Genomic DNA, 25,994 nt, shown 5'->3' on the forward strand with positions numbered 1-25,994 from the left:
CCACCGGGCAATCACAAGGATAAAACTGCGGTTACGACTTGCGCATCATCAGCCACAGGCTTATCAAGAAGAACGAAGCGCTCGGCAACAGCGCGCCGACAACCGGCGGTATACCGTAAACCAGCGTCAACGGGCCGAAGATTTGGTCCAGTACATAAAAGACGAAACCAAAGCTGATGCCGGTGACCACACGCACGCCCATCGGTACGCTACGCAGTGGACCGAAGATAAACGACAGGGCCATCAGCATCATTACCGCCACGGACAACGGCTGGAAGATTTTGCTCCACATATTGAGCTGGTAGCGTCCGGCGTCCTGGCCGCTCGACTTCAGATACTTCACGTAGTTGTGCAGGCCGCTAATGGAAAGCGCATCCGGGTCCAGCGCCACCACGCCCAGTTTGTCCGGCGTGAGGTTGGTTTTCCATATACCGCTCACCGTCTGAGTGCCAGTAATCTGTTTAGGATCCTGCAGGTTCGACTCGTCCACCTGCGACAGACGCCAGACCTTCTCGTCCGGGTCGAACGTCGCGGAGGCCGCGTAGCGAACAGACTGCAAACGGCGCTGATCGTTAAAGGCGTAAATACTGATGCCGCCTAACTCTTCTTCACCTTTTACCCGTTCGATATAAACAAAACTGTTGCCGTCTTTCGCCCATAACCCCTGCTGGGTGGAAAGCAGCGAACCGCCGTACATCGCCTGCGCACGGTAATTACGCGCCATCTGTTCACCCTGCGGCGCGACCCATTCGCCGATAGCCATGGTCAGCAGCACCAGCGGAATCGCGGTTTTCATGACGGAAAGCGCGACCTGCATCCGGGTGAAGCCGGAGGCCTGCATCACCACCAGTTCGCTGCGCTGGGCCAGCATGCCGAGGCCCAGCAGCGCGCCAAGCAACGCGGCCATCGGGAAGAAGATCTGGACATCTTTCGGCACACTGAGCAAGGTATACATCCCGGCGCCCAGCGCATCGTAGTTCCCCTGCCCGGCCTTTTTCAGCTGGTCGACGAACTTGATGATGCCAGAGAGCGACGCCAGCATGAACAGCGTCATCATGATGGTGGTAAAAATGGTTTTACCGATATAGCGGTCAAGGACACCAAATGGCTGCATCACACCGCTCCTTTACGTGAAAAACGGGCGCGCAGTCGGCGCACCGGCACGGTATCCCACAGGTTCAGGCCAATGGCTAACGCCAGATACAACAGGTTGACCAACCACATCCAGATAGCCGGATCCAGCTTGCCTTTACCGCCGTTGGATTTCAGCGAGGTCTGGATCAGGAAGAACATCAGGTACAACAACATCGCCGGTAACATCGAGAGCACACGTCCCTGGCGCGGGTTTACCACGCTCAGCGGCACAACCATCAACGCCATCATAAATACTGTGAATACTAATGTGATACGCCAGTGCAGCTCGGCACGGGCGCGATCGGTGTCGGTCGTCCACAGCGTGCGCATGTCCATCTGGTCGGTATCGTTCGGATCCAGCGCAACCGCCTGATGACCGATAATCGCCCGATAATCCTGGAAGTCAGTAATCCGGAAATCGCGCAATAGTGCGGTGCCTTCGAAGCGGGTGCCTTTATTCAGCGTGACCACCTGGGAGCCGTCGCGCAGTTGGGTCAAGTGTCCGGAATCTGCCACGACCACGGATGGACGCGCGTTGCCTTTCGGGCGAATTTGCGCCAGGAAGACATCCTTAAAGTCGCTGCCGTCTACGCTTTCGATAAACAGCACCGAGCTGCCGTTGGTCGCCTGCTGGAATTGTCCCTGCGCCAGCGCGGCCATACCCGGGTTGGCTTTGGCTTCCGCCAGCACTTCGTCCTGATGTTTTGACGACCACGGTCCCGCCCACATGACGTTGACCGCGGCGATGATCCCGGTGAACAGCGCCAGTATCATGGCGGCTTTGACCAGCACCGCCTTGCTCAGACCACAGGCGTGCATGACCGTAATTTCGCTTTCGGTATAGAGTTTGCCCAGCGTCATCAAAAGCCCGAGGAACAGGCTGAGGGGAAGGATGAGCTGCGCCATTTCAGGTACGCCAAGCCCCAGAAGCGAGAGCACCAGATTTGCCGGAATGTCACCGTCAACCGCCGCGCCGAGGATCCTCACCAGCTTCTGACAGAAAAAGATCAGAAGCAGGATAAAGAGAATCGCCAGTTGGCTCTTGAGCGTCTCCCGCACCAGATATCTTATGATTATCACTTTAAATACGCCCGTAAAAACTCGTCTTTTGCAGGAATTTAGCTTGTTTCATGGCTTATCCGTCATTTATTCTCTTGAGTCGTCGAAATCGTCGCTAAAATTATTATACTCAGCGGATTCGCCGCTCAGAACGCGTTCTGACGTGCCAATGCCGTAATAACGTTAAGATTAACACGAAGTCACCGCAACAGCGGACATGAGTTACGAAAGCTTGCAATTCTAACCGCAGGTGCCGCCGTTGTCTTTAAGATTCAGGAGCGTAGTGCATGGAGTTTAGTGTAAAAAGCGGTAGCCCGGAGAAACAGCGGAGTGCCTGCATCGTCGTGGGCGTCTTTGAACCACGCCGCCTTTCTCCGATTGCAGAACAGCTCGATAAAATCAGCGACGGGTACATCAGTGCCCTGCTGCGCCGTGGCGAACTGGAAGGAAAACCGGGGCAGACGTTGTTACTGCACCATGTTCCAAACGTTCTGTCCGAGCGTATCCTCCTCATCGGTTGTGGCAAAGAGCGCGAGCTGGATGAACGTCAGTATAAGCAGGTTATTCAGAAAACGATAAATACCCTGAATGATACCGGCTCAATGGAAGCCGTCTGCTTCCTGACAGAACTGCACGTCAAAGGCCGCAACAATTACTGGAAAGTGCGTCAGGCGGTGGAAACCGCGAAAGAGACCCTTTACAGCTTCGATCAACTGAAGACCACCAAAAGCGAGCCGCGTCGCCCGTTACGTAAAATGGTCTTTAACGTCCCGACCCGCCGTGAACTGACCAGCGGCGAGCGCGCCATTCAACACGGTCTGGCAATCGCCGCCGGGATCAAAGCGGCGAAAGACCTCGGCAATATGCCGCCAAATATCTGTAACGCCGCCTACCTGGCGTCACAAGCGCGCCAGTTGGCTGACAGTTACAGCAAAAACGTTGTAACCCGTGTCATTGGCGAACAGCAGATGCGCGAACTGGGGATGTGCGCCTATCTCGCGGTCGGACACGGCTCCCAGAACGAATCGCTGATGTCGGTCATTGAATACAAAGGCAGTCCGGACGAAGACGCGCGCCCGATTGTGCTGGTCGGGAAAGGCTTGACCTTTGACTCTGGCGGTATCTCCATCAAACCAGCCGAAGGCATGGATGAGATGAAGTACGACATGTGCGGCGCAGCGGCAGTTTACGGCGTAATGCGTATGGTCGCTGAACTGCAACTGCCGATTAACGTCATTGGCGTGCTGGCGGGATGTGAAAACATGCCGGGCGGTCGCGCCTATCGTCCGGGCGACGTGCTGACCACCATGTCCGGTCAGACCGTCGAAGTGCTGAACACCGACGCCGAAGGCCGTCTGGTGCTCTGTGACGTGTTAACCTACGTTGAGCGTTTTGAGCCGGAAGCGGTGATTGACGTCGCGACCCTGACCGGCGCCTGCGTGATTGCGCTGGGCCACCACATCACCGGACTGATGTCGAACCATAATCCGCTGGCGCACGAGCTTATCGGCGCGTCCGAGCAAGCGGGCGATCGCGCATGGCGTCTGCCGCTGGGTGACGAGTTCCAGGAGCAACTGGAGTCTAACTTTGCCGATATGGCGAACATTGGCGGACGTCCGGGTGGGGCGATTACCGCGGGCTGCTTCCTGTCGCGCTTTACCCGTAAGTACAACTGGGCGCACCTGGATATCGCCGGTACGGCCTGGCGCTCCGGAAAAGCAAAAGGCGCAACAGGTCGTCCGGTAGCACTGCTGTCGCAGTTCCTGCTGAACCGTGCGGGTTTTAACGGCGACGAGTAATTGTCGTCTGTTGCCCGGTGGCGCTATGCTACCGGGGCGACGTAAAAATGCTGATTGCAGGCCGGATAAGCATCGCGCCATCCGGCTTTGCATATAAATCCACAACAAGAAGCCCCCAATATGAGAAACGCAACGTTCTACCTTCTCGACAACGACAACACCGTGGACGGCCTCAGCGCCGTCGAACAGTTGGTGTGTGACATTGCCGCAGAACGTTGGCGCAGCGGCAAGCGCGTACTGATCGCCTGCGAAAACGAAAAGCAGGCGCTGCGTCTGGATGAAGCGCTATGGGCAAGACCTGCGGAAAGCTTTGTTCCGCACAATCTGGCCGGGGAAGGCCCGCGCGGTGGCGCGCCGGTCGAAATCGCCTGGCCGGAAAAGCGCAACAGCAGCCCACGCGATCTGCTCATCAGCCTGCGCGTCGGCTTTGCAGATTTTGCCACCGCTTTCACAGAAGTGATAGACTTCGTTCCTCACGAAGATTCTCTGAAACAATCCGCACGCGAGCGCTACAAAGCCTACCGCGTGGCGGGTTTTAACCTGAATACGGCAACCTGGAAATAATGGAAAAGACATACAACCCGCAAGATATCGAACAGCCGCTTTACGAGCACTGGGAAAAGCAGGGCTATTTCAAACCCAATGGCGATGAAAGCCAGGAGAGTTTCTGCATCATGATCCCGCCGCCGAACGTCACCGGCAGTTTGCATATGGGTCATGCTTTCCAGCAAACCATCATGGACACCATGATTCGCTACCAGCGTATGCAGGGCAAAAACACCTTGTGGCAGGTCGGCACCGACCACGCCGGTATCGCAACCCAGATGGTGGTTGAGCGTAAAATTGCCGCAGAAGAAGGGAAAACCCGTCACGACTACGGCCGTGACGCCTTCATTGATAAAATCTGGCAGTGGAAGGCGGAATCCGGCGGCACGATCACTCGCCAGATGCGCCGTCTCGGCAACTCCGTAGACTGGGAGCGCGAGCGCTTCACCATGGACGAAGGTCTTTCCAATGCCGTGAAAGAAGTGTTCGTCCGTCTGTACAAAGAAGACCTGATCTACCGCGGCAAACGTCTGGTGAACTGGGACCCGAAGCTGCGCACCGCGATCTCTGACCTCGAAGTGGAAAACCGCGAGTCGAAAGGCTCCATGTGGCATATCCGCTATCCGCTGGCCGACGGCGCCAAAACCGCCGACGGTAAAGATTATCTGGTGGTCGCAACCACCCGTCCGGAAACGCTGTTGGGCGATACCGGCGTGGCCGTGAACCCGGAAGATCCGCGTTATAAGGATCTGATTGGCAAGTTCGTGGTGCTGCCGCTGGTGAACCGCCGTATTCCTATTGTCGGCGACGAACACGCCGACATGGAAAAAGGCACCGGCTGCGTGAAGATCACCCCGGCGCACGACTTTAACGACTACGAAGTGGGCCGTCGTCACGCTCTGCCGATGATCAACATTCTGACTTTCGACGGTGACATCCGCGAAAGCGCGGAAGTGTACGACACCAAAGGCAACGAGTCTGACGTTTACTCAAGCGATATCCCGGCTGAGTTCCAGAAGCTGGAACGCTTCGCCGCACGTAAAGCGGTGGTTGCCGCTGTAGACGCGCTGGGCCTGCTGGAAGAAATTAAACCGCACGATCTTACCGTGCCGTACGGCGATCGCGGCGGCGTGGTTATCGAACCGATGCTGACCGACCAGTGGTACGTCCGCGCCGACGTGCTGGCCAAACCGGCGGTAGAAGCGGTTGAAAACGGCGATATTCAGTTTGTGCCGAAGCAGTATGAAAACATGTACTTCTCCTGGATGCGCGATATTCAGGACTGGTGTATTTCCCGCCAGCTGTGGTGGGGTCACCGCATCCCGGCGTGGTACGACAACGAAGGCAACGTTTATGTCGGCCGCAGCGAAGACGACGTGCGTCAGGAAAATAACCTGTCCGCCGACGTTGCGCTGCGTCAGGACGACGACGTGCTGGATACCTGGTTCTCTTCCGCGCTGTGGACCTTCTCCACCCTCGGTTGGCCGGAAAACACCGACGCGCTGCGTCAGTTCCACCCAACCAGCGTAATGGTGTCCGGCTTCGACATCATCTTCTTCTGGATCGCCCGCATGATCATGATGACCATGCACTTCATCAAAGATGAAAACGGTAAACCGCAGGTTCCGTTCCATACCGTCTACATGACCGGTCTGATCCGTGACGATGAAGGCCAGAAGATGTCCAAGTCCAAGGGTAACGTGATTGACCCACTGGATATGGTGGACGGCATCTCCCTGCCGGAACTGCTGGAGAAACGTACCGGCAATATGATGCAGCCGCAGCTGGCAGAGAAGATCGCCAAACGCACCGAGAAGCAGTTCCCGGACGGCATTGAACCGCACGGCACCGACGCCCTGCGCTTCACCCTGGCGGCGCTGGCGTCAACCGGTCGCGACATCAATTGGGATATGAAGCGTCTGGAAGGCTACCGTAACTTCTGTAACAAGCTGTGGAACGCCAGCCGTTTTGTCCTGATGAATACCGAAGATCAGGACTGCGGTTTCAACGGCGGTGAAATGACGCTGTCGCTGGCAGACCGTTGGATCCTCGCGGAATTCAACCGGACCGTAAAAGCGTACCGTGAAGCGCTGGACAGCTTCCGCTTCGACATTGCCGCAGGCATTCTGTATGAATTCACCTGGAACCAGTTCTGTGACTGGTATCTTGAGCTGACCAAGCCGGTAATGAACGGCGGTACAGAAGCAGAACTGCGCGGCACCCGCCATACGCTGGTGACCGTACTGGAAGGTCTGCTGCGCCTGGCGCATCCGATCATTCCGTTCATCACGGAAACCATCTGGCAGCGCGTGAAGGTGATTTGCGGCATTAACGCAGACACTATCATGCTCCAGCCGTTCCCGGCTTATGACGCCTCTCAGGTTGACGAAGCGGCGCTGGCGGATACCGAATGGCTGAAGCAGGCGATCGTGGCTGTACGTAATATTCGCGCGGAAATGAACATCGCGCCGGGCAAACCGCTGGCGCTGCTGCTGCGCGGTTGTAGCGAAGATGCCGTTCGTCGCGTGAACGACAACCGTAGCTTCCTGCAAACGCTGGCGCGTCTGGAAAGCATCACCGTACTGCCTGTGGATGATAAAGGTCCGGTTTCCGTAACCAAGATTATCGACGGCGCCGAGCTACTGATCCCAATGGCGGGCCTGATCGACAAAGAGGCAGAACTGGCGCGTCTGGCGAAGGAAGTGGCGAAGGTGGAAGCCGAAATTGGCCGTATTGAAGGCAAACTGGCCAACGAAGGCTTTGTGGCGCGCGCACCGGAAGCGGTGATCGCCAAAGAGCGTGAGAAGCTGGAAGGCTACGCCGAAGCGAAAGCCAAGCTGATTGAGCAGCAGGCGGTGATTGCCGCACTGTAAGCAGACAGCCGGACAACGAGGCAGAATGTCTTGTCCGGCTCACAAGATTAAAGCCGGAGAAGCGGTCACGCCATCCGGCTTTTTTTTTTACATAAAATAGAGTGTCGGCATCACGCCGCGGGACAGGCGCGACACCAGGCCGTTATCTAGCCGCTCATCGCTGTCGGTCAGCGCCAGCGTATCCAGATCGCCCACCACGCAGGTGTTCTCCGCCAGCCATTTAATCACCCACACGCGCAGCAGCGGATAGGCCAGCCCGCCGGTAATCCCTGAAATCAGATACAGACCGCCCAACCGGTACACCATCCCATGCCAGCTCAGCGTAGAGCGAAAACGGATATGTCCGTCGGCAAGTTGCAGGTTATTGAGGAAATGGTTACGAAACGCGACGATGAGATAGCTGGTCGATACCGCAAAGCCCAGATAATAAATAATCTGCATCATCATAATCTGTCGTTGGTATTCGATAAGAATTAGCGTCTCTATCTCGTCTTCCGACATCCCCGTCACGTCCAGTTCTGCGGCGGATTTGATCAACGCAACGGCCATAAAACCGATCACCGTGAGAAACGGAATTAACGCCGCCATTGCCAGAATCGCCGACTTAATGCAGTGCCGGAGGTTAACCTGTACCGAAAAACGGTGGATGCCAAAACTGCCTCCCTCACCCACCATTGTCATCAGGCGACTGTAGAGAAAGCCGCTGATCGTGCCCATTCCCGCCAGCGATATCAGACCCAGCGCAATCGCCGAAAAAATAATTTCGCCCAAACTTTCGCGCGGGCAAACCCGGTACAGGCAATAAACCACCACGACCAGTGCCAATATCAACAATACCGGCAGAAACAGCAGATTCCACATCGCCTTCACAGAAGAAAATCGAAAGCCAAAGCGAATGCCGTTCAGCGAGGTCATAATCGCCTGACATTGCAGATTTTTCATCATCAGTATGGGAAGCGATAAGATCAGCAGCGCCAGAATCATCGCGCCAACCGCAACGTACTCCATGCTAATAAATCCGACGCCTGCGATATATATCACCACCAACATCAGCCAGCTCAGGAATATATCGCCACCTTTCATGTTCCAGCTAAAAGGTTGGCCGTTTAGCGTCATGTTGGCATAAATATAGCGGCGGCATTTCATTAGCGCCCATGGCAAATAAATACCCAGCGTAATTAAAACCAGTAATGAATTGACAAGACAAATAAGAAAATAGCTACCGCCATCGCCGCGAAAATGAAAACGATGAGACGGAGGCTCACTCTTTATAAGATTTTCCTGCATATTAGATCCCTGAAAAATTGTTCCTTAAAAATGCACATAATTAGCAGGCAATAGTTTGCCTGTAAAAGAATAATACCTTATTCATGTTTTGATTTACATAATTCCTCCGCGCGATAAGGCGCTTGCATCACTTAGCGGAGGGTGCTATTAGTGCGGATTATTTGCGTAATTTATCCGGATTGTACAATGAATGCTGTCGACTCTTCCCCCACCTTACGTCGCCTGACGGCTAACGATAATCAGGCGATTGCCGCCGTTATCCGCCAGGTTTCCGCCGAATATGGCCTTACTGCTGACAAAGGCTACACCGTTGCCGATCCGAATCTGGATGCGTTATATCAGCTGTATTGCCAGCCGGGTCACGCCTACTGGGTGGTGGAGTGTCAGGGTGAAGTGGTGGGCGGCGGCGGGATTGCGCCGTTGACCTGTAGCGAACCGGACATTTGCGAGCTGCAAAAAATGTACTTTCTGCCGACCATTCGAGGGAAGGGGCTCGCTAAGAAACTGGCGCTGATGGCGCTGGACCACGCCCGTGAGCAGGGATTCAAACGCTGTTATCTCGAGACCACGGCTTTTCTGCGCGAAGCCATCGGCCTGTACGAACATTTAGGGTTTGAGCATATCAGCGAGCCGCTGGGCTGTACCGGGCACGTCGACTGCGAAGTGCGAATGCTCAAACCCCTGTAAGCGCCGCTACTGCATTTCAGGAGATACCGAAAGTCGAATGACGCCAGCGGCGTTGGCTGCTGGCAACGCCAGAACTTCCGTCCACATGTCCTGCACCAGATTGCAGGCAATTTTCTCTTTGCCTATCCCTTTCTGCGGTTCCGCCATAATTTGCAAATCATCGCCATAGCGTTGCGCCAGCGTCGGCACCACGTTGCGCAGGTCCTGCAACGCCTGTTGCTTTTCGGCATCCGTCACCGTGTGTTTATTCGGCCCATAGGCTGCGCGCATCATCGCCACGTCACTGTCCATCCGGCGTTTGATGATCTCGGGTGAGATCATCCGCATCGGATTAATGCCGCCCTTCACCGCCGGAAAGAGGAAACGAAAACACGCGTCATCCCCCTTTTTCTGCACAGCGGCAATCTGCTCCAGATTGATTTTCATGTAGTTAATGACATTATCATCCGGCGCGTTTTGCAGGCGCGCCATCTGGATCTGCAATATCTGCGGTTGCACAGTATCAATTAATTGCTGCTCAGATTTTCCTTCTTTACGCATCTGAACAGCCTGATCGCGGATACGATTCCAGAGTTCAGGCTCCTGCTCTTTCAAAACCTGCATGGTCGGCAGCGTGGTCATCGCCTCATTAAACTGCTGTTCTTCGCTCTGCCCCGTCGCCGCTTTTTCGCGTGGGATCAGATAGTGAACGTCAAATAAATTCCACGCCACGATCGCCACAATAAAAATTACCGCGCCGGAGACTTTCCCGACCCAACCCTTTTTACGAAACAGGCCAATGACGATAGCGAGAATCGCGCCAACGTAGCCTGCGAGTATGACATGTGTCCAGTTCATCGGTATTCCTTGCCTGCGCGTGAGGGATCCGCGCGTAAAAGAGAGCCATTTTTCACGTCTTTCGTTGTGATGTCACCTTACGCCAGACAGAACTACCGAAATTAAGAGGCGAGGGGAATACCGCTATGGAAGCGAAACACGCTGTCCGGCGAAGCGATCAACGCCGCTTCCACTTCTCCGAAATAGCGCACGCGGGGCGAAATGTCCTCTTGTGACACCTGTTGCGCCAGCGCCAGATAGTCCTGATAGTGCCGCGCTTCGGAACGCAAAAGCGAAAGATAGAACGTCTGCAGAGCGTCGTCCAGGTACGGAGCCAGCGCAGCGAAACGTTCGCAGGAGCGTGCCTCAATATAAGCGCCGCAAATGAGCTTATCAATAAGCGTAAGCGGTTCATGCGTGCGCACTTCTTTCAGCATCCCTTTGGCGTAACGGCTGGCGGTGATTTTCACATAGGGAATATTGCGCGCCTGCATCGCTTCCCGCACCTGCCAGAAATGATGCAGCTCTTCTTTTATCAGCAGTACCATGCTGTCGATCAACCGCTGTCCCCACGGATCGTCGGTTTTCGGCATCACGCTTTTACCAATGTGTTTATTCAGCGCGACGAAATCCGGTTCCGGCCCGTCGCGGAAGGCAAACGCTTCATAAGGCTGAAGCCAGGCGAGCAGCGCTTGCGCCCCCTGTTTATCCGCGACGTACTTACGCACCAGCAGCATCGCCGTTTGCGCTGCTTTCAGCTCGCAGAGCAGATGGTCGGTCAGTAACAGAGGAAGATGTTGCGGGAGGCGCGCCTGGTCAATCCACGCCTGAGGCGTTGGGCAGTGCAGGAAGCGCAGAATCGGAGCGAGTATTTGCGGGTAATCCATGTGTAACCTGTCAAAACAGTGCGGCAACCAGCGTTGCCGCACGTTCAGCGCATTGTGCGATTAGTGACGCACGCCGTCGTCATCTTCATCGACGAAATCGTCGTCGCCTTCACCTTCTTCGCCGTTCGGATCTTCAAAGTAGGTGCCCCAGCCGTCGTATTCAACATCATATTTTTCCGCCAGGGTCATCAGTTGTTCAACCTGCGCATCAATCAGTTCGGCATTCAGCGCGCATTCGCTGAGGATATCGCAGCAGATCACCGTGTCGCCTTCTTCTACTTCCAGTTCTTCCGGCTCAGTCACTTCATAACCGAGTTTAAACGCTTCTACCGCCGCTTTTTCCAGGGTTTCGAAGTCGTCTGCGGAAAGGTGATGCTCGATGGTGTACAGCGCGTCCGGGTCGCTGCCATCTTCCAGTAATTCTTCAATAATCAGGCGCGTCTCTTCACGCTGTTCTTCCAGTAGTTCCGGGTTTGCCATAGCTCGTTCCTCATAATGTCCTGCCGATACTCTTATTGTCACACACCGCCGTCATTGCCTCCACCTTTCCAGGAAAGATTTGTTAAACGGGGTTGCAATTGCATAATCATCCATATAAATTGAATTTTAATTCAATAAGTGGCTTATGCCTCAGGAGGGATCTATGTCAGGTTTTTATCAGAAGCATTTTTTGAAGTTACTCGATTTTACCTCTGCTGAACTTACCGCGCTGCTGCAACTCGCAGCCTCCCTGAAAGCTGCCAGGAAAAACGGCACAGAAGAACAGAAACTGACGGGCAAAAATATCGCGCTCATCTTCGAAAAAGACTCGACCCGTACGCGATGCTCTTTCGAAGTTGCCGCATATGACCAGGGCGCGCGCGTGACCTATCTCGGCCCCAGCGGCAGTCAAATTGGCCACAAAGAGTCGATGAAAGACACCGCCCGCGTGCTCGGGCGAATGTATGACGGCATTCAGTACCGCGGCTACGGCCAGGAACTGGTCGAAACGCTGGCGGCCTACGCTGGCGTTCCGGTGTGGAATGGCCTGACTGATGAATTTCACCCGACCCAATTGCTGGCTGACCTGCTGACCATGCAGGAGCATCTGCCGGGCAAAGCGTTTAACGAAATGACGCTGGCGTATGCGGGCGATGCGCGCAACAACATGGGCAACTCGATGCTTGAAGCCGCCGCCTTAACCGGGCTGGATCTGCGTCTGGTCGCGCCTGAGTCCTGCTGGCCGGAGGCTGCGCTGGTGGCAGAATGCCAGGCGATGGCGAAGAAAAACGGCGGGAATATCACTCTTACCGCAGACGTTGCCGCAGGCGTCAAAGGCGCGGACTTTATCTATACCGACGTCTGGGTATCGATGGGCGAACCAAAAGAAAAGTGGGCAGAGCGTATCTCGCTGTTGCGCGGCTATCAGGTCAACAGCCAGATGATGGCGCTTACGGGCAATCCGCAGGTGAAGTTTCTGCACTGCCTGCCCGCGTTCCACGACGACCAGACCACGCTGGGCAAGAAAATGGCCGCAGAGTACGGGCTGCATGGCGGCATGGAAGTGACCGACGAGGTGTTTGAGTCTCCGGCCAGCATTGTGTTCGATCAGGCCGAAAACCGGATGCACACCATCAAAGCGGTAATGGTCGCGACGTTATCGCAATAATCCGTTGCCGGAGGCCGGACGTGCAATCGCCGCCCGGCCCTGGCGTATTACGCTACCAGCAACTTAACCACCGCTTTACGCACCTGCGCCGGTGCGCCGACGGCGCACAGCGGCTTGTGGACTTCTCCCGGATAAAAGACGACAAAGTCGCCTTCATTGAGGATCACTGTTTTTTCCTGCTCACCTTCCGGTAAGAAGGCGATATCTTTTTCCGCCAGCCAGTCCGTTTCCGGCGTTCCGGCTGGCAACGTGCTGAAGGTCATCCCTTCCTGCCCTTTTAAAACGATCTGGATATCCAGATAGCGCGCATGATACTCCGCCCGACGCTTTTCAAACGGCTCGGTCATGTCTTCCGAAATCAAGTAAAACAGTCGGTTACCGTCAATATCGTGCTTACCCTTTTCTGTTGTTTCAGAGACATGGGCTTTTATGTGCTCAATGGCTTCGCGCAACTCCTGAGGAAGCCAGGATTGCAGATGGTGAATATTGCCGACGATCATCTCATACCTCACAATTAAAACAGCGTTTCATTTTAAATTGTTATACGAGAATTTTTAGCGGAGCACCACCCCCGTCTGACGAAGTTTTGCGTCAGCGCATGTTTATCGGCGGACTTGTTGATGGACTGTTAACAGCTAATTGTAATTTATGCGCTTTTTCTGCATAACTGGTAAACCAGCGTTTCCTTAACGCTGCCTAACCTGCTGTTATTAAATTCTTTACAGGAAAAATCAGCAGCCGATCACACTTCATTTTCCCTGCATTAACGAGCAACATTCTCATAATTATCGCATGATTTAATTTTGGTCCTAAATAATATAATTAGCATTACGCATACTTATGCAGTAAATTGTTAGCAACCCTTACAAATCAATCGGTTAGCGGAGATAATTTATATATCGCCCCCAACAAATAATTAACACTGCCGCATAAGCCGCCGCATAATTGCGTAGTAATTCATTTTAGATCTTATTATTTTTGTTATTTCTCAGACCCCCGTCATATATTAATTAAGAAAATACACATATCCCACCTGATGTGAATCCCATCACACAATCCCTCTGAAATTAATTTAATGATGCTTTACGAAAATTATCTGCACTGTCCTGACTGCGAATAACCTAATTATTTGCAGCCACCACCTTTTTATTCCTGAAACAGAGTGGAAGGTATCGTAATGGAAAAACATTATGTCGGTTCTGAAATCGGTCAACTGCGCAGCGTAATGCTGCATCGCCCAAATCTCAGCCTGAAACGCCTCACGCCATCTAACTGTCAGGCGCTGTTATTTGATGACGTGCTGTCGGTTGAACGTGCGGGTGAGGAGCATGACATTTTTGCCAACACCCTGCGTCAACAGGGCATCGAAGTGCTGTTACTGACTGATTTATTAACACAAACCCTGGATATCGCTGACGCCAGGCGCTGGCTACTGGAGACGCAAATTTCCGATTACCGACTCGGCCCAACCTTTGCCGCCGACATTCGCGCGTGGCTGGCGGATATGCCGCACCGGGAACTGGCGCGGCATTTAAGCGGCGGACTCACGTACGGTGAAATTCCGGCATCCATTAAAAATATCGTGGTGGATACTCACGATATTAATGACTTTATTATGAAGCCATTACCTAACCACTTATTTACTCGCGACACTTCATGCTGGATATATAACGGCGTTTCGATTAATCCGATGGCGAAACCCGCCCGTCAGCGTGAAACCAATAATTTGCGTGCGATATATCGCTGGCACCCACAATTTGCCGACGGCGAATTTATTAAATATTTCGGCGACGAAAACATTAATTACGACCACGCGACGCTTGAAGGCGGAGATGTACTGGTGATTGGACGCGGCGCGGTATTAATCGGCATGTCCGAACGCACTACGCCGCAGGGCATTGAATTTCTGGCTCAGGCGCTGTTTACCCATCGTCAGGCCGAACGGGTGATTGCCGTTGAGCTGCCCAAACACCGCTCCTGTATGCATCTCGACACGGTGATGACCCATATCGATATCGACACGTTTTCCGTGTACCCGGAAGTGGTGCGTCAGGACGTCAAGTGCTGGACCCTGACCCCGGACGGGCGCGGCGAGCTGAAGCGTACCGAGGAGCGCACGCTGGTAAACGCCATTGAAAAAGCGCTCGGCATCGATCAGGTCCGCTTAATCACCACCGGCGGCGACGCTTTTGAGGCCGAGCGCGAACAGTGGAACGACGCCAATAACGTCCTCACCCTGCGCCCCGGCGTTGTGGTGGGCTACGAGCGCAATATCTGGACCAACGAGAAATACGACAAAGCGGGGATCACCGTACTGCCTATCCCCGGCGACGAACTGGGACGCGGGCGCGGCGGCGCACGCTGCATGAGCTGCCCACTGGAACGCGACGGCATTTAAGGAATCGACCATGACACAGAAACCGACTCTGGTTGTCGCGCTGGGCGGCAACGCGCTGCTTAAGCGCGGCGAACCGCTGGAAGCGGATATTCAGCGCAAAAACATCGAACTGGCGGCCAGCACCATCGCGCAGCTCACCCGGCAGTGGCGGGTGGTGCTGGTGCATGGCAACGGCCCGCAGGTTGGTCTGCTGGCGTTACAGAACAGCGCCTATGACCGCGTTACCCCCTATCCTCTCGACATCCTCGGCGCCGAAAGCCAGGGGATGATCGGCTACATGCTGCAACAGGCGCTGAAAAATCAGTTACCACAGCGGGAAATCAGCGTCCTGCTGACCCAGGTGGAAGTGGACGAGCACGATCCGGCGTTTCGCAACCCGACTAAATACATCGGCCCGGTGTATGACGCGGCGCAGGCTGATGCGCTGGAGGCGGAAAAAGGCTGGGTATTCAAAGCCGACGGCAACGCGTTCCGCCGCGTGGTGCCTTCACCACAGCCCAGACGCATTGTGGAAAGCGATGCGATTCAGGCGCTGATTGCCCGCGATCATCTGGTGATCTGCAACGGCGGCGGCGGCGTGCCGGTCATTGAAAAAGTGGACGGTTACCACGGCATTGAAGCGGTGATCGACAAAGATCTCTCCGCCGCCCTGCTCGCCAGCCAGATCTGCGCCGACGCGCTGCTGATCCTGACCGACGCCGACGCCGTGTATCTCGACTGGGGTAAACCCACGCAGCGTCCGCTGGCGCAGGTGACTCCGGAATTGCTTAGCGAGATGCAGTTTGACGCGGGGTCGATGGGGCCGAAAGTCACCGCCTGCGCAGAGTTTGTCAGCCGCTGCCATGGCATTGCCGGGATTGGTTCGCTGACCGATGGCCCGGCGATCCTCGCTGGCGATAAAGGCACGTTAATCCGACGCGAAACTGCCGACGCGTAATCCCTTTTATTTCATTCATCTCTTTGTCGACCGGATAACGCAACGCCGTCATCCGGCAACGAAACGCTGACATCGTCTGAAGGCGCGGCGCTTGTCAGGCCTACACGATTTAAGGACAGATACATGGCTATTTCACTGAAAAAACGTAACTTTCTGAAACTTCTGGACTTTACTCCGGCGGAAATTCAGTCGCTGATCGATCTGGCAATCGAACTGAAAGCGGCCAAAAAAGCCGGGCGTGAGGTGCAAAAACTGAGCGGTAAAAACATCGCGCTGATTTTTGAAAAAACCTCCACCCGCACCCGCTGTGCCTTTGAGGTTGCAGCCTTCGACCAGGGCGCGCAGGTGACCTATCTCGGTCCGAGCGGATCGCAAATTGGTCATAAAGAGTCGATGAAAGACACCGCCCGGGTACTGGGACGGATGTATGACGGCATTGAATATCGCGGCTTCGGTCAGCAAATCGTCGAGGAGTTAGGGCAATACGCCGGTGTACCGGTATGGAACGGCCTGACCGACGAGTTTCATCCCACACAGATCCTCGCGGATCTGATGACCATGCTGGAGCATGCGCCAGGAAAAACGCTGCCGGAACTGCGCTTTGCCTATCTGGGCGATGCGCGCAACAACATGGGCAATTCGCTGATGGTCGGCGCGGCGAAAATGGGTATGGACATCCGGCTGGTGGCGCCGAAATCATTCTGGCCCGACGAGGCGCTGGTCGCCGAATGCCGCGCTATCGCCAGCACCACTGGCGCGCGCATCACCCTGACAGAGGATGTGGAAGCAGGCGTCTATGACGTCGATTTCCTCTATACCGACGTCTGGGTGTCAATGGGCGAACCAAAAGAAGCGTGGGCGGAACGCGTCAGTCTGATGACCCCTTACCAGGTGAATCAGCAGGTGATTAACGCGACCGGCAACCCAAACGTCAAGTTCATGCACTGCCTGCCCGCCTTTCATAACGAGCACACCAAAGTAGGACGCGAAATCGAAGCGGCTTACGGTCTGAAGGGGCTGGAAGTGACCGACGAGGTGTTTGAGTCCGACCACGCCATCGTGTTCGACGAAGCGGAAAACCGCATGCACACCATCAAAGCGGTGATGGTAGCGACCCTCGGCGACTAACCCTTGCGGGCAGCGGTCGCTACGACGGCGGCTGCCCGTGATATCCGGAGAGAAAATCATGGGTAAATTCAAATTTCCCACCGCGTACACCATCCTGTTTATTCTTATCGCGCTGGTCGCCGTCATGACCTGGATTGTCCCGGCGGGCAAATACCAGATGGCGATGAACGCCACGCTTGGCAAAGAGGTTCCGGTGGCGGGAACCTATGCTCCCACCGAGGCGCATCCGCAGGGCATTACCGCTGTGCTGCTGGCGCCCATTGACGGTTTATACAATCACGAAACCTACACCGCAGGCGCAATTGACGTGGCGCTGTTTGTTCTGATCATCGGCGGCTTCCTCGGCGTGGTGAACAAAACCGGCGCTATCGACGCGGGCATTGAGCGGGTGACGGTCAGACTTAACGGCAAAGAGGAATGGATGATCCCCATCCTGATGGCGCTGTTTGCCGCGGGAGGCACGATTTACGGGATGGCGGAAGAGTCGCTCCCTTTCTACACGCTGCTGGTACCGGTGATGATGGCGGCGCGTTTTGATCCGCTGGTTGCCGCCGCCACCGTGTTGCTCGGCGCAGGCATCGGCACGTTGGGCTCGACCATTAACCCGTTCGCCACGGTCATTGCCGCCAACGCCGCCGGGATCCCGTTCACCCAGGGAATGCTGCTGCGCGTCATTCTGCTGCTCGTCGGCTATCTCATCTGCGTGGTCTGGGTTATGCGTTACGCGCGTAAGGTACGCAGCAATCCTGAACTGTCGATCGTGGCGGATAAAATGGCGGAAAACCGCGCCCACTTCCTCGGCAACCGTTCCGATACCCTGCTGGCCTTCACCACCACCCGCAAATGGATTCTGCTGATCTTCGCCGCCTCTTTCGCCATTATGATCTACGGCGTGGCGGTGCGCGGCTGGTGGATGGCCGAAATCTCTGGCGTCTTTCTGGCGGCGGCGATCGTGGTGGGCGTAATCGCCCGCATGGGAGAAGAAGCGTTTACCAGCACCTTTATCGACGGCGCGCGCGATCTGCTCGGCGTGGCGTTGATTATCGGCATCGCGCGCGGCATTGTGGTCGTCATGGATAACGGCATGATTACTCATACCATTTTGCACAGCGCCGAGAATCTGGTCTCCGGTCTATCCACCACGATTTTCATCAACGTCACCTACTGGCTGGAAGTTCTGCTCTCCTTCCTGGTCCCTTCATCATCCGGACTGGCGGTACTGACGATGCCGATCATGGCTCCGCTGGCCGATTTTGCCCATGTGCAGCGGGATCTGGTTGTTACGGCGTACCAGTCGGCGTCGGGGATCGTCAACCTGATCACCCCGACCTCGGCAGTGGTGATGGGCGGCCTGGCGATCGCCCGCGTTCCCTACGTGCGGTATCTGAAATGGGTTGCGCCGCTGTTGCTGATCCTGACAGTGCTCAACATGGCCGTACTGAGCGTGGGCGCCATGCTGTAGCGTTCGAATAATAAAGATAAGGTGCATTTATGAAGGATTACGATGATTACTCCGCCAAAGAGCAGCAGCAACTGGCGGTCTGTCAGCGCCTGATTACCGAAAAAAGTTACCTGTCGCAGGAGGAGATACGCCGCGACCTGCAGGACCACGGGTTTGAAAGCATCAGTCAGTCGACGGTGTCGCGCCTGCTGAAAATGCTTGGCGTCATAAAAATACGAAATACAAAGGGTCAAAAAATTTATTCCGTGAATCCGCAACTGCGCCCTGCGCCGGATGCCGCCCGTTCGATTGCTGAAATGGTGGTCAGCGTGGAGCACAACAGCGAATTTATCCTTATCCATACCGTTGCCGGATATGGCCGCGCGGTCGCCAGAATCCTCGATTACCACGCCCTGCCGGAGATCCTCGGGGTTATCGCTGGCAGCAGTATTGTCTGGGTGGCCCCCCGGGTCGTGCAGCGCACCGGCCTTGTCCACAAGCAGATTAATTACTTACTAAAAATGAATTAGTATTCATTAAAACCGTTTGCTTTGAATAAAATGAGCATTTTTTTGCTTGATCCGTAAACGGAGCCGAGTATAATCGCGGACAATTTGCCGGGAGGAAGCATGGTTCAGTGTGTACGACATTCTGTCTTACCGCGTCTGAAAACAGACGCTGGCCTGCCGTTTTTCTTTCCGTTGCTCACCTATTCACAGCCCCTCAATTGAGGGGCTTTTTTTTGCCCAGGCGTCAGGAGATAAACATGGCTAATCCGCTGTATCAAAAACACATCATTTCCATAAACGACCTCAGCCGCGATGACCTCAATCTGGTGCTGGCGACGGCAGCAAAATTAAAAGCGAATCCACAGCCGGAGCTGCTAAAGCATAAGGTCATCGCCAGCTGTTTCTTCGAGGCTTCCACGCGTACCCGCCTGTCGTTTGAAACGTCGATGCACCGCCTGGGCGCAAGTGTGGTGGGCTTTTCCGACAGCGCGAACACGTCGCTGGGTAAAAAAGGCGAGACGCTGGCAGACACCATTTCGGTAATCAGCACCTATGTGGACGCTATCGTGATGCGCCATCCGCAGGAAGGCGCCGCGCGTCTGGCGACCGAGTTTTCCGGCCAGGTGCCGGTACTGAACGCTGGCGACGGTTCAAACCAACATCCGACCCAAACGCTGCTGGATCTGTTTACCATCCAGGAAACCCAGGGTCGTCTGGATAACCTACACGTCGCGATGGTCGGCGACCTGAAATATGGCCGTACCGTCCACTCGCTGACCCAGGCGCTGGCGAAGTTCGACGGCAACCGTTTCTACTTTATCGCCCCGGACGCGCTGGCGATGCCGCAGTACATTCTCGATATGCTCGACGAAAAGGGTATCGCCTGGAGCCTGCACGCCTCGATTGAGGAAGTCATGGCGGAGGTGGACATTCTGTACATGACCCGCGTACAGAAAGAGCGTCTCGACCCGTCGGAATACGCCAACGTAAAAGCGCAGTTTGTTCTGCGCGCCAGCGATCTGGCGGGCGCGCGTGAAAACATGAAGGTGCTGCATCCGCTGCCGCGCATTGATGAAATCGCCACCGACGTCGATAAAACCCCGCATGCCTGGTACTTCCAGCAGGCGGGTAACGGTATTTTTGCCCGCCAGGCGTTACTGGCATTGGTTCTGACCCGCGATCTGGCACTGTAAGGGAGAATAAACGATGACACACGACAATAAATTACAGGTTGAAGCGATCAAATGCGGCACCGTGATCGATCATATTCCCGCCCAGGTAGGCTTTAAGCTGCTGACCCTGTTCAAGCTGACCGAAACCGACCAGCGCATCACCATCGGCCTCAACCTCCCTTCCGGCGAAATGGGCCGCAAAGATCTGATCAAAATTGAGAACACCTTCCTGACCGCTGAGCAGGTTAACCAGCTGTCACTGTATGCGCCGCAGGCCACCGTGAACCGGATCGACAATTACGAGGTAGTAGGAAAATCGCGTCCAAGCCTGCCGGATCGCATTGAAAGCGTTCTGGTTTGCCCGAACAGCAACTGCATCAGCCATGCGGAGCCGGTTTCCTCCAGCTTTGCAGTGAAAAAGCGCGCGGATGACATTGCGCTCAAATGCAAATACTGCGAAAAAGAGTTTTCTCATTATGTGGTGCTGGCCAACTAATTGGGGTTGGTTATAAATTCCCGGCTCCTTATAATTGTTGGGAACTTTCTTTTACCGCTGTATTCAGGAGAAATCATGAGCAAAACTATCGCGACGGAAAATGCACCTGCGGCTATCGGTCCTTATGTTCAGGGCGTAGATCTGGGCAGCATGATCATCACTTCCGGTCAGATCCCGGTTGATCCAAAAACCGGCAGCGTACCGGAAGACGTGTCCGCTCAGGCGCGTCAGTCGCTGGAAAACGTTAAAGCCATCGTCGAAGCGGCTGGCCTGAAAGTGGGCGATATCGTGAAAACCACCGTGTTTGTCAAAGATCTGAACGACTTCGCGACCGTGAACGCCACCTACGAAGCGTTCTTCACCGAGCACAACGCCACCTTCCCGGCGCGCTCCTGCGTGGAAGTGGCGCGTCTGCCGAAAGACGTAAAAATCGAAATCGAAGCGATTGCCGTTCGTCGCTAACTATTCCGGTTATCTCTTTTTAAGGCAGCACACGCTGCCTTATGTTTTTAAAAATAAAATAGGTTTTTATTTTGACCTTTTTTATCCTCGCTATTTCATGACATCACCGTCGGTCCATTAATATACTTCCTGCCGCACTCGTTGTTTTAATACACTAATGGACTAATAATGAAACTTTCCAAAATCGCGCTGGCGGTAGCAACATTGACCGTTGCTTCTTCAGCGTTAGCACACGGTTATATTGAATCCCCTGCCAGCCGCGCATATATGTGCAAGCTGGGGCAAAACGTCGATTGTGGTTCCGTTCAATACGAACCGCAGAGCGTAGAAAAAACCTCCGGCTTCCCGACTGGCGTGATGCCGCCAGACGGACAGCTCGCCAGCGCCGGTATTTCTCAGTATTCTCAACTGGATCGCCAGAGCCTGAACGCCTGGACCAAAAGCCCAATGACAGCAGGTCCACACCAGTTTGTATGGCACCATACTGCGCCGCATAAAACCACGAACTGGCGTTATTACATCACCAAACAAAACTGGGATCCAAATAAGCCGCTGACCCGCGATCAATTTGATTTAACGCCGTTCTGTACCATTAATGGAAATGGCCAGGCGCCGGCGGTCACGCAGTCAATGAACTGTAATGTTCCTGAACGTACCGGTTATCAGGTTATTTACGGCGTGTGGGAAATTGCAGATACGACAAATAGCTTCTATCAGGCCATTGACGTGGATTTCGGTAACAGCGGCAACGTGACTCCGGATGAAACCCCGGGCGTGGTTTCCGAATGGAGCAAAACCCTCAGTGGGCAGATTGCCGGTAATAACCTGAACGCAGGCGATAAAGTCATTGCCCGCTTCTTTGACGCCAATGGTGAAGTAACCTCAATGCGCACTGAAATGACCATTGCCTCCGCTGCTCAGGGCGATGCGAACCAGTGGGCCTTCGATATGGCGCAATTGATCAACAGCACCCACAGCGATGTGCGCGTAGGCGTGAAAGACGAAGGGGGTGAGATCGGCCCGGTACATGGCGCGAATAGCGTGTTCGTAAGAGAAGGCAGCGCGCTGCAGTCTGTCGCCATCTCTTATGAAGAGCAAAAAGCGCAAGTGAACGAAACCATCGCCGTTACCGATCTGCAGTACAGCAAGATTGCGCACGGCAATGCCACCGTGACTTTCCACGTGAATACGCACGGCGATGTGAATTTTGAAGCCCACGTGATGAATCATCACGGCGCGGAAAAAGGCTATCTGAAGCAGGACATGAACAACGCCAACCAGGACGTCACCATGACCCTGACTGACGTGACTGCTGGTCACCATATGCTGAAATACTATGCGACCAACAAAGACGGCACGCTGTTTGCTCAGGACGTGTTGAACCTGATGCTGGAAAGCGACGCGGCGACCGACAACGCCGGTCACCACGACTTTACCTTCCCGGACAGTATCGCGTCTTACAAAGCCGGTACCGTGGTGCTGCAACCGAAAGACGGTAAGACCTACGAATGTAAGCCTTTCCCGTACAGCGGCTACTGCGTCCAGTACGCTCCAGGCGCTAACCAGTTTGAGCCAGGCGTTGGCGCACACTGGAAAGAAGCGTGGGTGCTGAAGCACAAAGCCGACTGCCGGACGGGGTCATGCTCGTCCTGCTTTTTACCGCAGACACCGGAGGGCGGTTTCGCTTTGCCCGACCGGCTCATAAGCGACCCACCGCGCATTACTGCCAACCGTAGCGGCGACTATAGAAGCCTTTCACCAACTGCGTTAACGTCATATAGCCTACCAGAATACCGACCAGCCACGGGAAGTAGCTCAGCGGCAGCGCCTGCAATTGCAGATACCCGGCCAGCGGCGAGAACGGCAGCGCAATGCCCACCATCATCACCACCAGCGTCATCAACAGCAGCGGCCACGCGGCGCGACTCTGAATGAACGGCACGCGGCGGGTACGAATCATATGCACAATCAGCGTTTGCGACAGTAGCCCCACTACAAACCAGCCGGACTGGAACAAGGTTTGCGCCTCCGGCACGTTCGCGTGGAAGACCCACCACATCACGCAGAACGTGATAATGTCGAAGATCGAGCTAATCGGACCAAAGAAGATCATAAAACGCCCCAGATCTGTCGGATTCCAGCGCTGCGGCTTCTGGATCTGCTCATCGTCCACGTTATCAAACGGGATCGCCACCTGCGATACATCGTACAGCAGATTCTGAATCAGCAAGTGCAGCGGCAGCATGGGCAGGAACGGTAAGAAGGCGCTCGCCACCAGCACGCTGAAGACGTTACCGAAGTTGGAGCTGGCGGTCATCTTAATGTACTTCAGCATATTCGAGAAAGTGCGACGACCTTCGATCACCCCTTCTTCCAGCACCATCAGGCTCTTTTCCAGCAGGATAATGTCGGCGGCTTCCCGGGCAATGTCCACGGCGCCATCGACGGAAATACCGATATCCGCCGCACGCAACGCCGGAGCGTCATTAATACCGTCGCCCATAAAGCCCACGACATGCCCTTCGCGCTTAAGCAGTGTGACAATGCGTTCTTTATGCATCGGCGTCAGACGGGCAAACAGCGTGGTACGCTGCGCCAGCGTCGCCAGCTCGTCGTCGCTCAGGCTTTCGATATCGCTGCCAACAACCACTTCACCCGCGTCCAGTCCGACGTCATGGCACACTTTTGCCGCGACCAACTCGCTGTCGCCGGTCAGAATTTTCACCGTGATACCGCTGGCCTTCAGCGCCTTTAACGCAGGCGCCGTCGTCTCTTTCGGCGGATCGAGGAAGGCGATGTACCCTTCAAGGATCAGATCGGATTCGTCGATACGCTGGTAGTCGCCTTCTCGCGCAGGCAGATAGCGGGTAGCCACCGCCACCACGCGCAGCCCCTGACGATTCAGGGTATCGGTGACGCGCTTCACGCGGCGCAGCATGTTGTCATCCAGCGGCACGATTTCTCCGTTATGACGCACATGCGTGCTGACGTTGAGAATTTCCTGCAGCGCGCCTTTGCACACCAGCTGATGCACCTCCGCATGTTCAGCGACCACCACCGACATGCGGCGACGTTCGAAATCAAACGGGATCTCATCAATTTTCTGCCAGCGGGTCGCAAGTTCGCGCGCGGAAGCTTCATCCACGCCCTCCAGCACGGCGGTATCAAGCAGATTTTTCAACCCCGTCTGATAATGGCTGTTCAGCCATGCCGCGTGCAGAACGCGATCGCTGGGTTTGCCGGAAATGTCAGTGTGGTTTTCCAGAACAATTTTGTCCTGGGTCAGCGTACCGGTTTTGTCGGTGCAAAGAATATCCATCGCGCCAAAGTTCTGAATGGCGTCGAGATGCTTCACAATCACCTTTTGCTTCGACAGTTTCACCGCGCCGCGCGCCAGTGTGGAAGTGACGATCATCGGCAGCATTTCCGGCGTCAGTCCGACGGCCACCGAGAGCGCGAACAGCGCCGCTTCCCACCAGTCGCCTTTGGTATAGCCGTTGATCACCAGCACGATGGGCGCCATCACCAGCATAAAGCGAATCAACAACATACTGACGCGGCTGATGCCTTTCTGAAAGGCGTTCTGTTCGCTTTCCTGTTCGCTGACGCGGCCTGCCAGTTGCCCAAACCAGGTGTTGGCTCCCGTGGCAATCACAAGGGCCTGCGCCGTACCGCTCACGACGTTGGTCCCCATAAAGCACAGGGTATCGCACTCAAGCGGGTTGTTATGCGCCGGCTCGCGGGTGTTAGCCACTTTTTCCACCGGCAGCGACTCGCCGGTTAACGACGCCTGGGCGACAAACAGATCGCGCGCCTGAAGCACCCGCAGATCAGCCGGGATCATGTCTCCCGCCGCCAGTTTTACGATATCGCCAGGCACCAGTTGATCAATAGGGACGTCGATCCAGCCGTTCTCGCCTTTTTCATTGATCACCCGTAACACCGTCGCGGTATTGCTGACCATCGCTTTTAGCGCATCCGCCGCTTTGGTCGAGCGTGCTTCCTGAACGAAATTCAGCAGCGTGGAGATCGCCACCATCAGCGCGATCACTCCCGCCGCAAACAGATCCTCCGTGGCGTAAGAGATGGCCCCCAGAATGGTTAACAGAATATTAAACGGATTGCGGTAGCAGACCCACAGATGTACCCACCACGGCGATGGCTGCTGGGCGGGTAACTGGTTGTCGCCGTGCTTTTCACGCGCCGCATCCACTTCCATCGGCGTCAACCCTTCCGGGTGGGCGCCGAAAGTTTTCCACAACGTCGCGTCATCCATGACGGCCACTTTCAGGCAGTGTTCGCTGAGTGATGACGGGATCGGCGTACTGGCAAGCGTCTGCGCGTTCGGTAACGGATCGCGATGCACCAGGCGATCGGGCAAATGGCGGCTGAGCCGGGCAAAAAGCTGGCGAGTGATATTTTTAAACATAGGCAGTCCCTCCGCGCCAAAAACAGAAAGGCGCAGAAAAAGCGTTCAGGCGTGGCAAAGCCTTACCTGACAGGCAATTTATTTTCTTAACAGGGACGTTAACGCGTCACTGTCTTACGTCGCCGGTAAGACAGCGAAAGGCAGGCTTACCGGAAAAAAGTGTTTCTCCATCGCGGGAGAGGGGTGGGATCGGGATCCATAAAGCCTCCGGTAAGTGAATAATTTAAGACGCAGATTATAAGCCGCAGATCATACTCTTTGTGGCTATTATGGCGATATAATAACA

At 55.1% G+C, this 25,994-nt stretch carries 23 protein-coding genes and 1 pseudogene; 15 read left to right on the forward strand and 9 right to left on the reverse strand.

Annotated elements, in window-relative coordinates; all coding sequences use genetic code 11:
- Nucleotides 1-31 precede the first annotated feature (31 nt).
- The 3 genes from lptG to ytgA all read right to left on the reverse strand — a co-directional run bounded on the left by lptG (nt 32) and on the right by ytgA (nt 2,327).
- Complete coding sequence (gene lptG, locus HVX72_RS19000; protein WP_181822098.1) at nt 32-1,114, reverse strand: LPS export ABC transporter permease LptG; 1,083 nt, start codon at nt 1,112-1,114, stop codon at nt 32-34.
- A complete protein-coding gene (gene lptF / locus HVX72_RS19005) occupies nt 1,114-2,214 on the reverse strand; it encodes an LPS export ABC transporter permease LptF (protein WP_060570895.1) in 1,101 nt (366 codons plus the stop codon). Before lptF ends, lptG begins: the two co-directional genes overlap by 1 nt.
- A gap of 62 nt (nt 2,215-2,276) precedes the next feature.
- Nucleotides 2,277-2,327, reverse strand: a complete 51-nt coding sequence (gene ytgA, locus HVX72_RS22115) for a protein YtgA (protein WP_211180521.1) — start codon at nt 2,325-2,327, stop codon at nt 2,277-2,279.
- A gap of 153 nt (nt 2,328-2,480) precedes the next feature.
- On the opposite strand from ytgA, the gene pepA reads away from it, so the two are divergent.
- The 3 genes from pepA (at nt 2,481) to HVX72_RS19020 (ending at nt 7,411) form a co-directional block, all read left to right on the forward strand.
- A complete protein-coding gene (gene pepA / locus HVX72_RS19010; RefSeq protein WP_060570896.1) occupies nt 2,481-3,992 on the forward strand; it encodes a leucyl aminopeptidase in 1,512 nt (503 codons plus the stop codon).
- A 120-nt stretch (nt 3,993-4,112) separates the two neighbouring features.
- On the forward strand, nt 4,113-4,556 hold the full coding sequence (gene holC, locus HVX72_RS19015) for a DNA polymerase III subunit chi (RefSeq protein ID WP_042289386.1): 444 nt from the start codon (nt 4,113-4,115) through the stop codon (nt 4,554-4,556).
- Nucleotides 4,556-7,411 (forward strand): valine--tRNA ligase, encoded by a 2,856-nt coding sequence (locus tag HVX72_RS19020; RefSeq protein WP_181822099.1) that lies wholly within the window; start codon nt 4,556-4,558, stop codon nt 7,409-7,411. The genes holC and HVX72_RS19020 overlap by 1 nt, the downstream gene beginning before the upstream one ends.
- 87 nt (nt 7,412-7,498) lie before the next feature.
- On the opposite strand, the gene HVX72_RS19025 is transcribed toward HVX72_RS19020, so the two are convergent.
- Nucleotides 7,499-8,698 (reverse strand): DUF898 family protein, encoded by a 1,200-nt coding sequence (locus HVX72_RS19025; RefSeq protein WP_181822100.1) that lies wholly within the window; start codon nt 8,696-8,698, stop codon nt 7,499-7,501.
- Between the two features lie 186 nt (nt 8,699-8,884).
- Here HVX72_RS19025 and HVX72_RS19030 point away from each other — a divergent pair, with 186 nt between their 5' ends.
- Nucleotides 8,885-9,385, forward strand: coding sequence for a GNAT family N-acetyltransferase (locus HVX72_RS19030; RefSeq protein ID WP_042289390.1), 501 nt, complete (start codon nt 8,885-8,887; stop codon nt 9,383-9,385).
- Between the two features lie 6 nt (nt 9,386-9,391).
- On the opposite strand, the gene HVX72_RS19035 is transcribed toward HVX72_RS19030, so the two are convergent.
- The 3 genes from HVX72_RS19035 to rraB all read right to left on the reverse strand — a co-directional run bounded on the left by HVX72_RS19035 (nt 9,392) and on the right by rraB (nt 11,568).
- Nucleotides 9,392-10,222, reverse strand: a complete 831-nt coding sequence (locus HVX72_RS19035) for a topoisomerase II (RefSeq protein ID WP_042289393.1) — start codon at nt 10,220-10,222, stop codon at nt 9,392-9,394.
- A gap of 101 nt (nt 10,223-10,323) precedes the next feature.
- A complete protein-coding gene (miaE, locus tag HVX72_RS19040; protein WP_181823294.1) occupies nt 10,324-11,136 on the reverse strand; it encodes a tRNA isopentenyl-2-thiomethyl-A-37 hydroxylase MiaE in 813 nt (270 codons plus the stop codon).
- Nucleotides 11,137-11,148: 12 nt separating this feature from the next.
- Entirely contained in the window at nt 11,149-11,568 is a 420-nt protein-coding gene (gene rraB / locus HVX72_RS19045) for a ribonuclease E inhibitor RraB (RefSeq protein WP_060570901.1), read from the reverse strand.
- A gap of 163 nt (nt 11,569-11,731) precedes the next feature.
- On the opposite strand from rraB, the gene argF (HVX72_RS19050) reads away from it, so the two are divergent.
- Nucleotides 11,732-12,736, forward strand: a complete 1,005-nt coding sequence (argF, locus tag HVX72_RS19050) for an ornithine carbamoyltransferase (protein ID WP_042289398.1) — start codon at nt 11,732-11,734, stop codon at nt 12,734-12,736.
- A gap of 47 nt (nt 12,737-12,783) precedes the next feature.
- Here the strand turns inward: argF (HVX72_RS19050) and HVX72_RS19055 are convergent, their stop codons facing one another.
- Complete coding sequence (locus tag HVX72_RS19055) at nt 12,784-13,236, reverse strand: YhcH/YjgK/YiaL family protein (RefSeq protein WP_042289403.1); 453 nt, start codon at nt 13,234-13,236, stop codon at nt 12,784-12,786.
- A 677-nt stretch (nt 13,237-13,913) separates the two neighbouring features.
- Between HVX72_RS19055 and arcA the strand changes: the two genes are divergently transcribed.
- The 10 genes and pseudogenes from arcA to gbpA all read left to right on the forward strand — a co-directional run.
- Nucleotides 13,914-15,134 (forward strand): arginine deiminase, encoded by a 1,221-nt coding sequence (arcA, locus tag HVX72_RS19060; protein ID WP_181822101.1) that lies wholly within the window; start codon nt 13,914-13,916, stop codon nt 15,132-15,134.
- Nucleotides 15,135-15,144: 10 nt separating this feature from the next.
- The gene (gene arcC / locus HVX72_RS19065) at nt 15,145-16,071 is read left to right on the forward strand and encodes a carbamate kinase (RefSeq protein WP_042289408.1); all 927 of its coding nucleotides are present in this window, start codon (nt 15,145-15,147) and stop codon (nt 16,069-16,071) included.
- Between the two features lie 123 nt (nt 16,072-16,194).
- The gene (argF, locus tag HVX72_RS19070; protein ID WP_181822102.1) at nt 16,195-17,199 is read left to right on the forward strand and encodes an ornithine carbamoyltransferase; all 1,005 of its coding nucleotides are present in this window, start codon (nt 16,195-16,197) and stop codon (nt 17,197-17,199) included.
- Nucleotides 17,200-17,257: 58 nt separating this feature from the next.
- On the forward strand, nt 17,258-18,661 hold the full coding sequence (locus HVX72_RS19075) for a YfcC family protein (RefSeq protein ID WP_181822103.1): 1,404 nt from the start codon (nt 17,258-17,260) through the stop codon (nt 18,659-18,661).
- A gap of 29 nt (nt 18,662-18,690) precedes the next feature.
- A complete protein-coding gene (locus HVX72_RS19080; RefSeq protein ID WP_042289416.1) occupies nt 18,691-19,170 on the forward strand; it encodes an arginine repressor in 480 nt (159 codons plus the stop codon).
- A gap of 99 nt (nt 19,171-19,269) precedes the next feature.
- A complete protein-coding gene (gene pyrL / locus HVX72_RS19085; RefSeq protein WP_042289418.1) occupies nt 19,270-19,371 on the forward strand; it encodes a pyr operon leader peptide in 102 nt (33 codons plus the stop codon).
- Nucleotides 19,372-19,406: 35 nt separating this feature from the next.
- Nucleotides 19,407-20,342: an aspartate carbamoyltransferase gene (gene pyrB, locus HVX72_RS19090; protein ID WP_042289420.1), complete on the forward strand. Its 936-nt coding sequence runs from the start codon at nt 19,407-19,409 to the stop codon at nt 20,340-20,342.
- Between the two features lie 13 nt (nt 20,343-20,355).
- A complete protein-coding gene (gene pyrI / locus HVX72_RS19095) occupies nt 20,356-20,817 on the forward strand; it encodes an aspartate carbamoyltransferase regulatory subunit (RefSeq protein ID WP_012907399.1) in 462 nt (153 codons plus the stop codon).
- Between the two features lie 75 nt (nt 20,818-20,892).
- Nucleotides 20,893-21,279: a 2-iminobutanoate/2-iminopropanoate deaminase gene (gene ridA, locus HVX72_RS19100; RefSeq protein WP_000047541.1), complete on the forward strand. Its 387-nt coding sequence runs from the start codon at nt 20,893-20,895 to the stop codon at nt 21,277-21,279.
- Between the two features lie 168 nt (nt 21,280-21,447).
- A pseudogene (gbpA, locus tag HVX72_RS19105) lies at nt 21,448-22,896 on the forward strand (N-acetylglucosamine-binding protein GbpA); the annotation flags it as partial.
- Between the two features lie 103 nt (nt 22,897-22,999).
- Here gbpA and mgtA read toward each other — a convergent pair.
- The gene (mgtA, locus tag HVX72_RS19110) at nt 23,000-25,708 is read right to left on the reverse strand and encodes a magnesium-translocating P-type ATPase (protein WP_181822104.1); all 2,709 of its coding nucleotides are present in this window, start codon (nt 25,706-25,708) and stop codon (nt 23,000-23,002) included.
- Nucleotides 25,709-25,994: the final 286 nt, after the last annotated feature.

This window comes from Citrobacter sp. RHB21-C05 (assembly GCF_013889015.1).
In the GTDB taxonomy this organism is placed as follows: domain Bacteria; phylum Pseudomonadota; class Gammaproteobacteria; order Enterobacterales; family Enterobacteriaceae; genus Citrobacter_A; species Citrobacter_A sedlakii.

What these genes read in the sequence shown, in the direction of transcription:
- lptG (WP_181822098.1), bottom strand. Translation starts at nt 1,114, where the DNA reads ATGCAGCCATTTGGTGTCCTTGACCGCTATATCGGTAAAACCATTTTT.
- pepA (WP_060570896.1), top strand. Translation starts at nt 2,481, where the DNA reads ATGGAGTTTAGTGTAAAAAGCGGTAGCCCGGAGAAACAGCGGAGTGCC.
- holC (WP_042289386.1), top strand. Translation starts at nt 4,113, where the DNA reads ATGAGAAACGCAACGTTCTACCTTCTCGACAACGACAACACCGTGGAC.
- HVX72_RS19020 (WP_181822099.1), top strand. Translation starts at nt 4,556, where the DNA reads ATGGAAAAGACATACAACCCGCAAGATATCGAACAGCCGCTTTACGAG.
- HVX72_RS19025 (WP_181822100.1), bottom strand. Translation starts at nt 8,698, where the DNA reads ATGCAGGAAAATCTTATAAAGAGTGAGCCTCCGTCTCATCGTTTTCAT.
- HVX72_RS19030 (WP_042289390.1), top strand. Translation starts at nt 8,885, where the DNA reads ATGAATGCTGTCGACTCTTCCCCCACCTTACGTCGCCTGACGGCTAAC.
- HVX72_RS19035 (WP_042289393.1), bottom strand. Translation starts at nt 10,222, where the DNA reads ATGAACTGGACACATGTCATACTCGCAGGCTACGTTGGCGCGATTCTC.
- rraB (WP_060570901.1), bottom strand. Translation starts at nt 11,568, where the DNA reads ATGGCAAACCCGGAACTACTGGAAGAACAGCGTGAAGAGACGCGCCTG.
- argF (WP_042289398.1), top strand. Translation starts at nt 11,732, where the DNA reads ATGTCAGGTTTTTATCAGAAGCATTTTTTGAAGTTACTCGATTTTACC.
- HVX72_RS19055 (WP_042289403.1), bottom strand. Translation starts at nt 13,236, where the DNA reads ATGATCGTCGGCAATATTCACCATCTGCAATCCTGGCTTCCTCAGGAG.
- arcA (WP_181822101.1), top strand. Translation starts at nt 13,914, where the DNA reads ATGGAAAAACATTATGTCGGTTCTGAAATCGGTCAACTGCGCAGCGTA.
- arcC (WP_042289408.1), top strand. Translation starts at nt 15,145, where the DNA reads ATGACACAGAAACCGACTCTGGTTGTCGCGCTGGGCGGCAACGCGCTG.
- argF (WP_181822102.1), top strand. Translation starts at nt 16,195, where the DNA reads ATGGCTATTTCACTGAAAAAACGTAACTTTCTGAAACTTCTGGACTTT.
- HVX72_RS19075 (WP_181822103.1), top strand. Translation starts at nt 17,258, where the DNA reads ATGGGTAAATTCAAATTTCCCACCGCGTACACCATCCTGTTTATTCTT.
- HVX72_RS19080 (WP_042289416.1), top strand. Translation starts at nt 18,691, where the DNA reads ATGAAGGATTACGATGATTACTCCGCCAAAGAGCAGCAGCAACTGGCG.
- pyrL (WP_042289418.1), top strand. Translation starts at nt 19,270, where the DNA reads ATGGTTCAGTGTGTACGACATTCTGTCTTACCGCGTCTGAAAACAGAC.
- pyrB (WP_042289420.1), top strand. Translation starts at nt 19,407, where the DNA reads ATGGCTAATCCGCTGTATCAAAAACACATCATTTCCATAAACGACCTC.
- pyrI (WP_012907399.1), top strand. Translation starts at nt 20,356, where the DNA reads ATGACACACGACAATAAATTACAGGTTGAAGCGATCAAATGCGGCACC.
- ridA (WP_000047541.1), top strand. Translation starts at nt 20,893, where the DNA reads ATGAGCAAAACTATCGCGACGGAAAATGCACCTGCGGCTATCGGTCCT.
- mgtA (WP_181822104.1), bottom strand. Translation starts at nt 25,708, where the DNA reads ATGTTTAAAAATATCACTCGCCAGCTTTTTGCCCGGCTCAGCCGCCAT.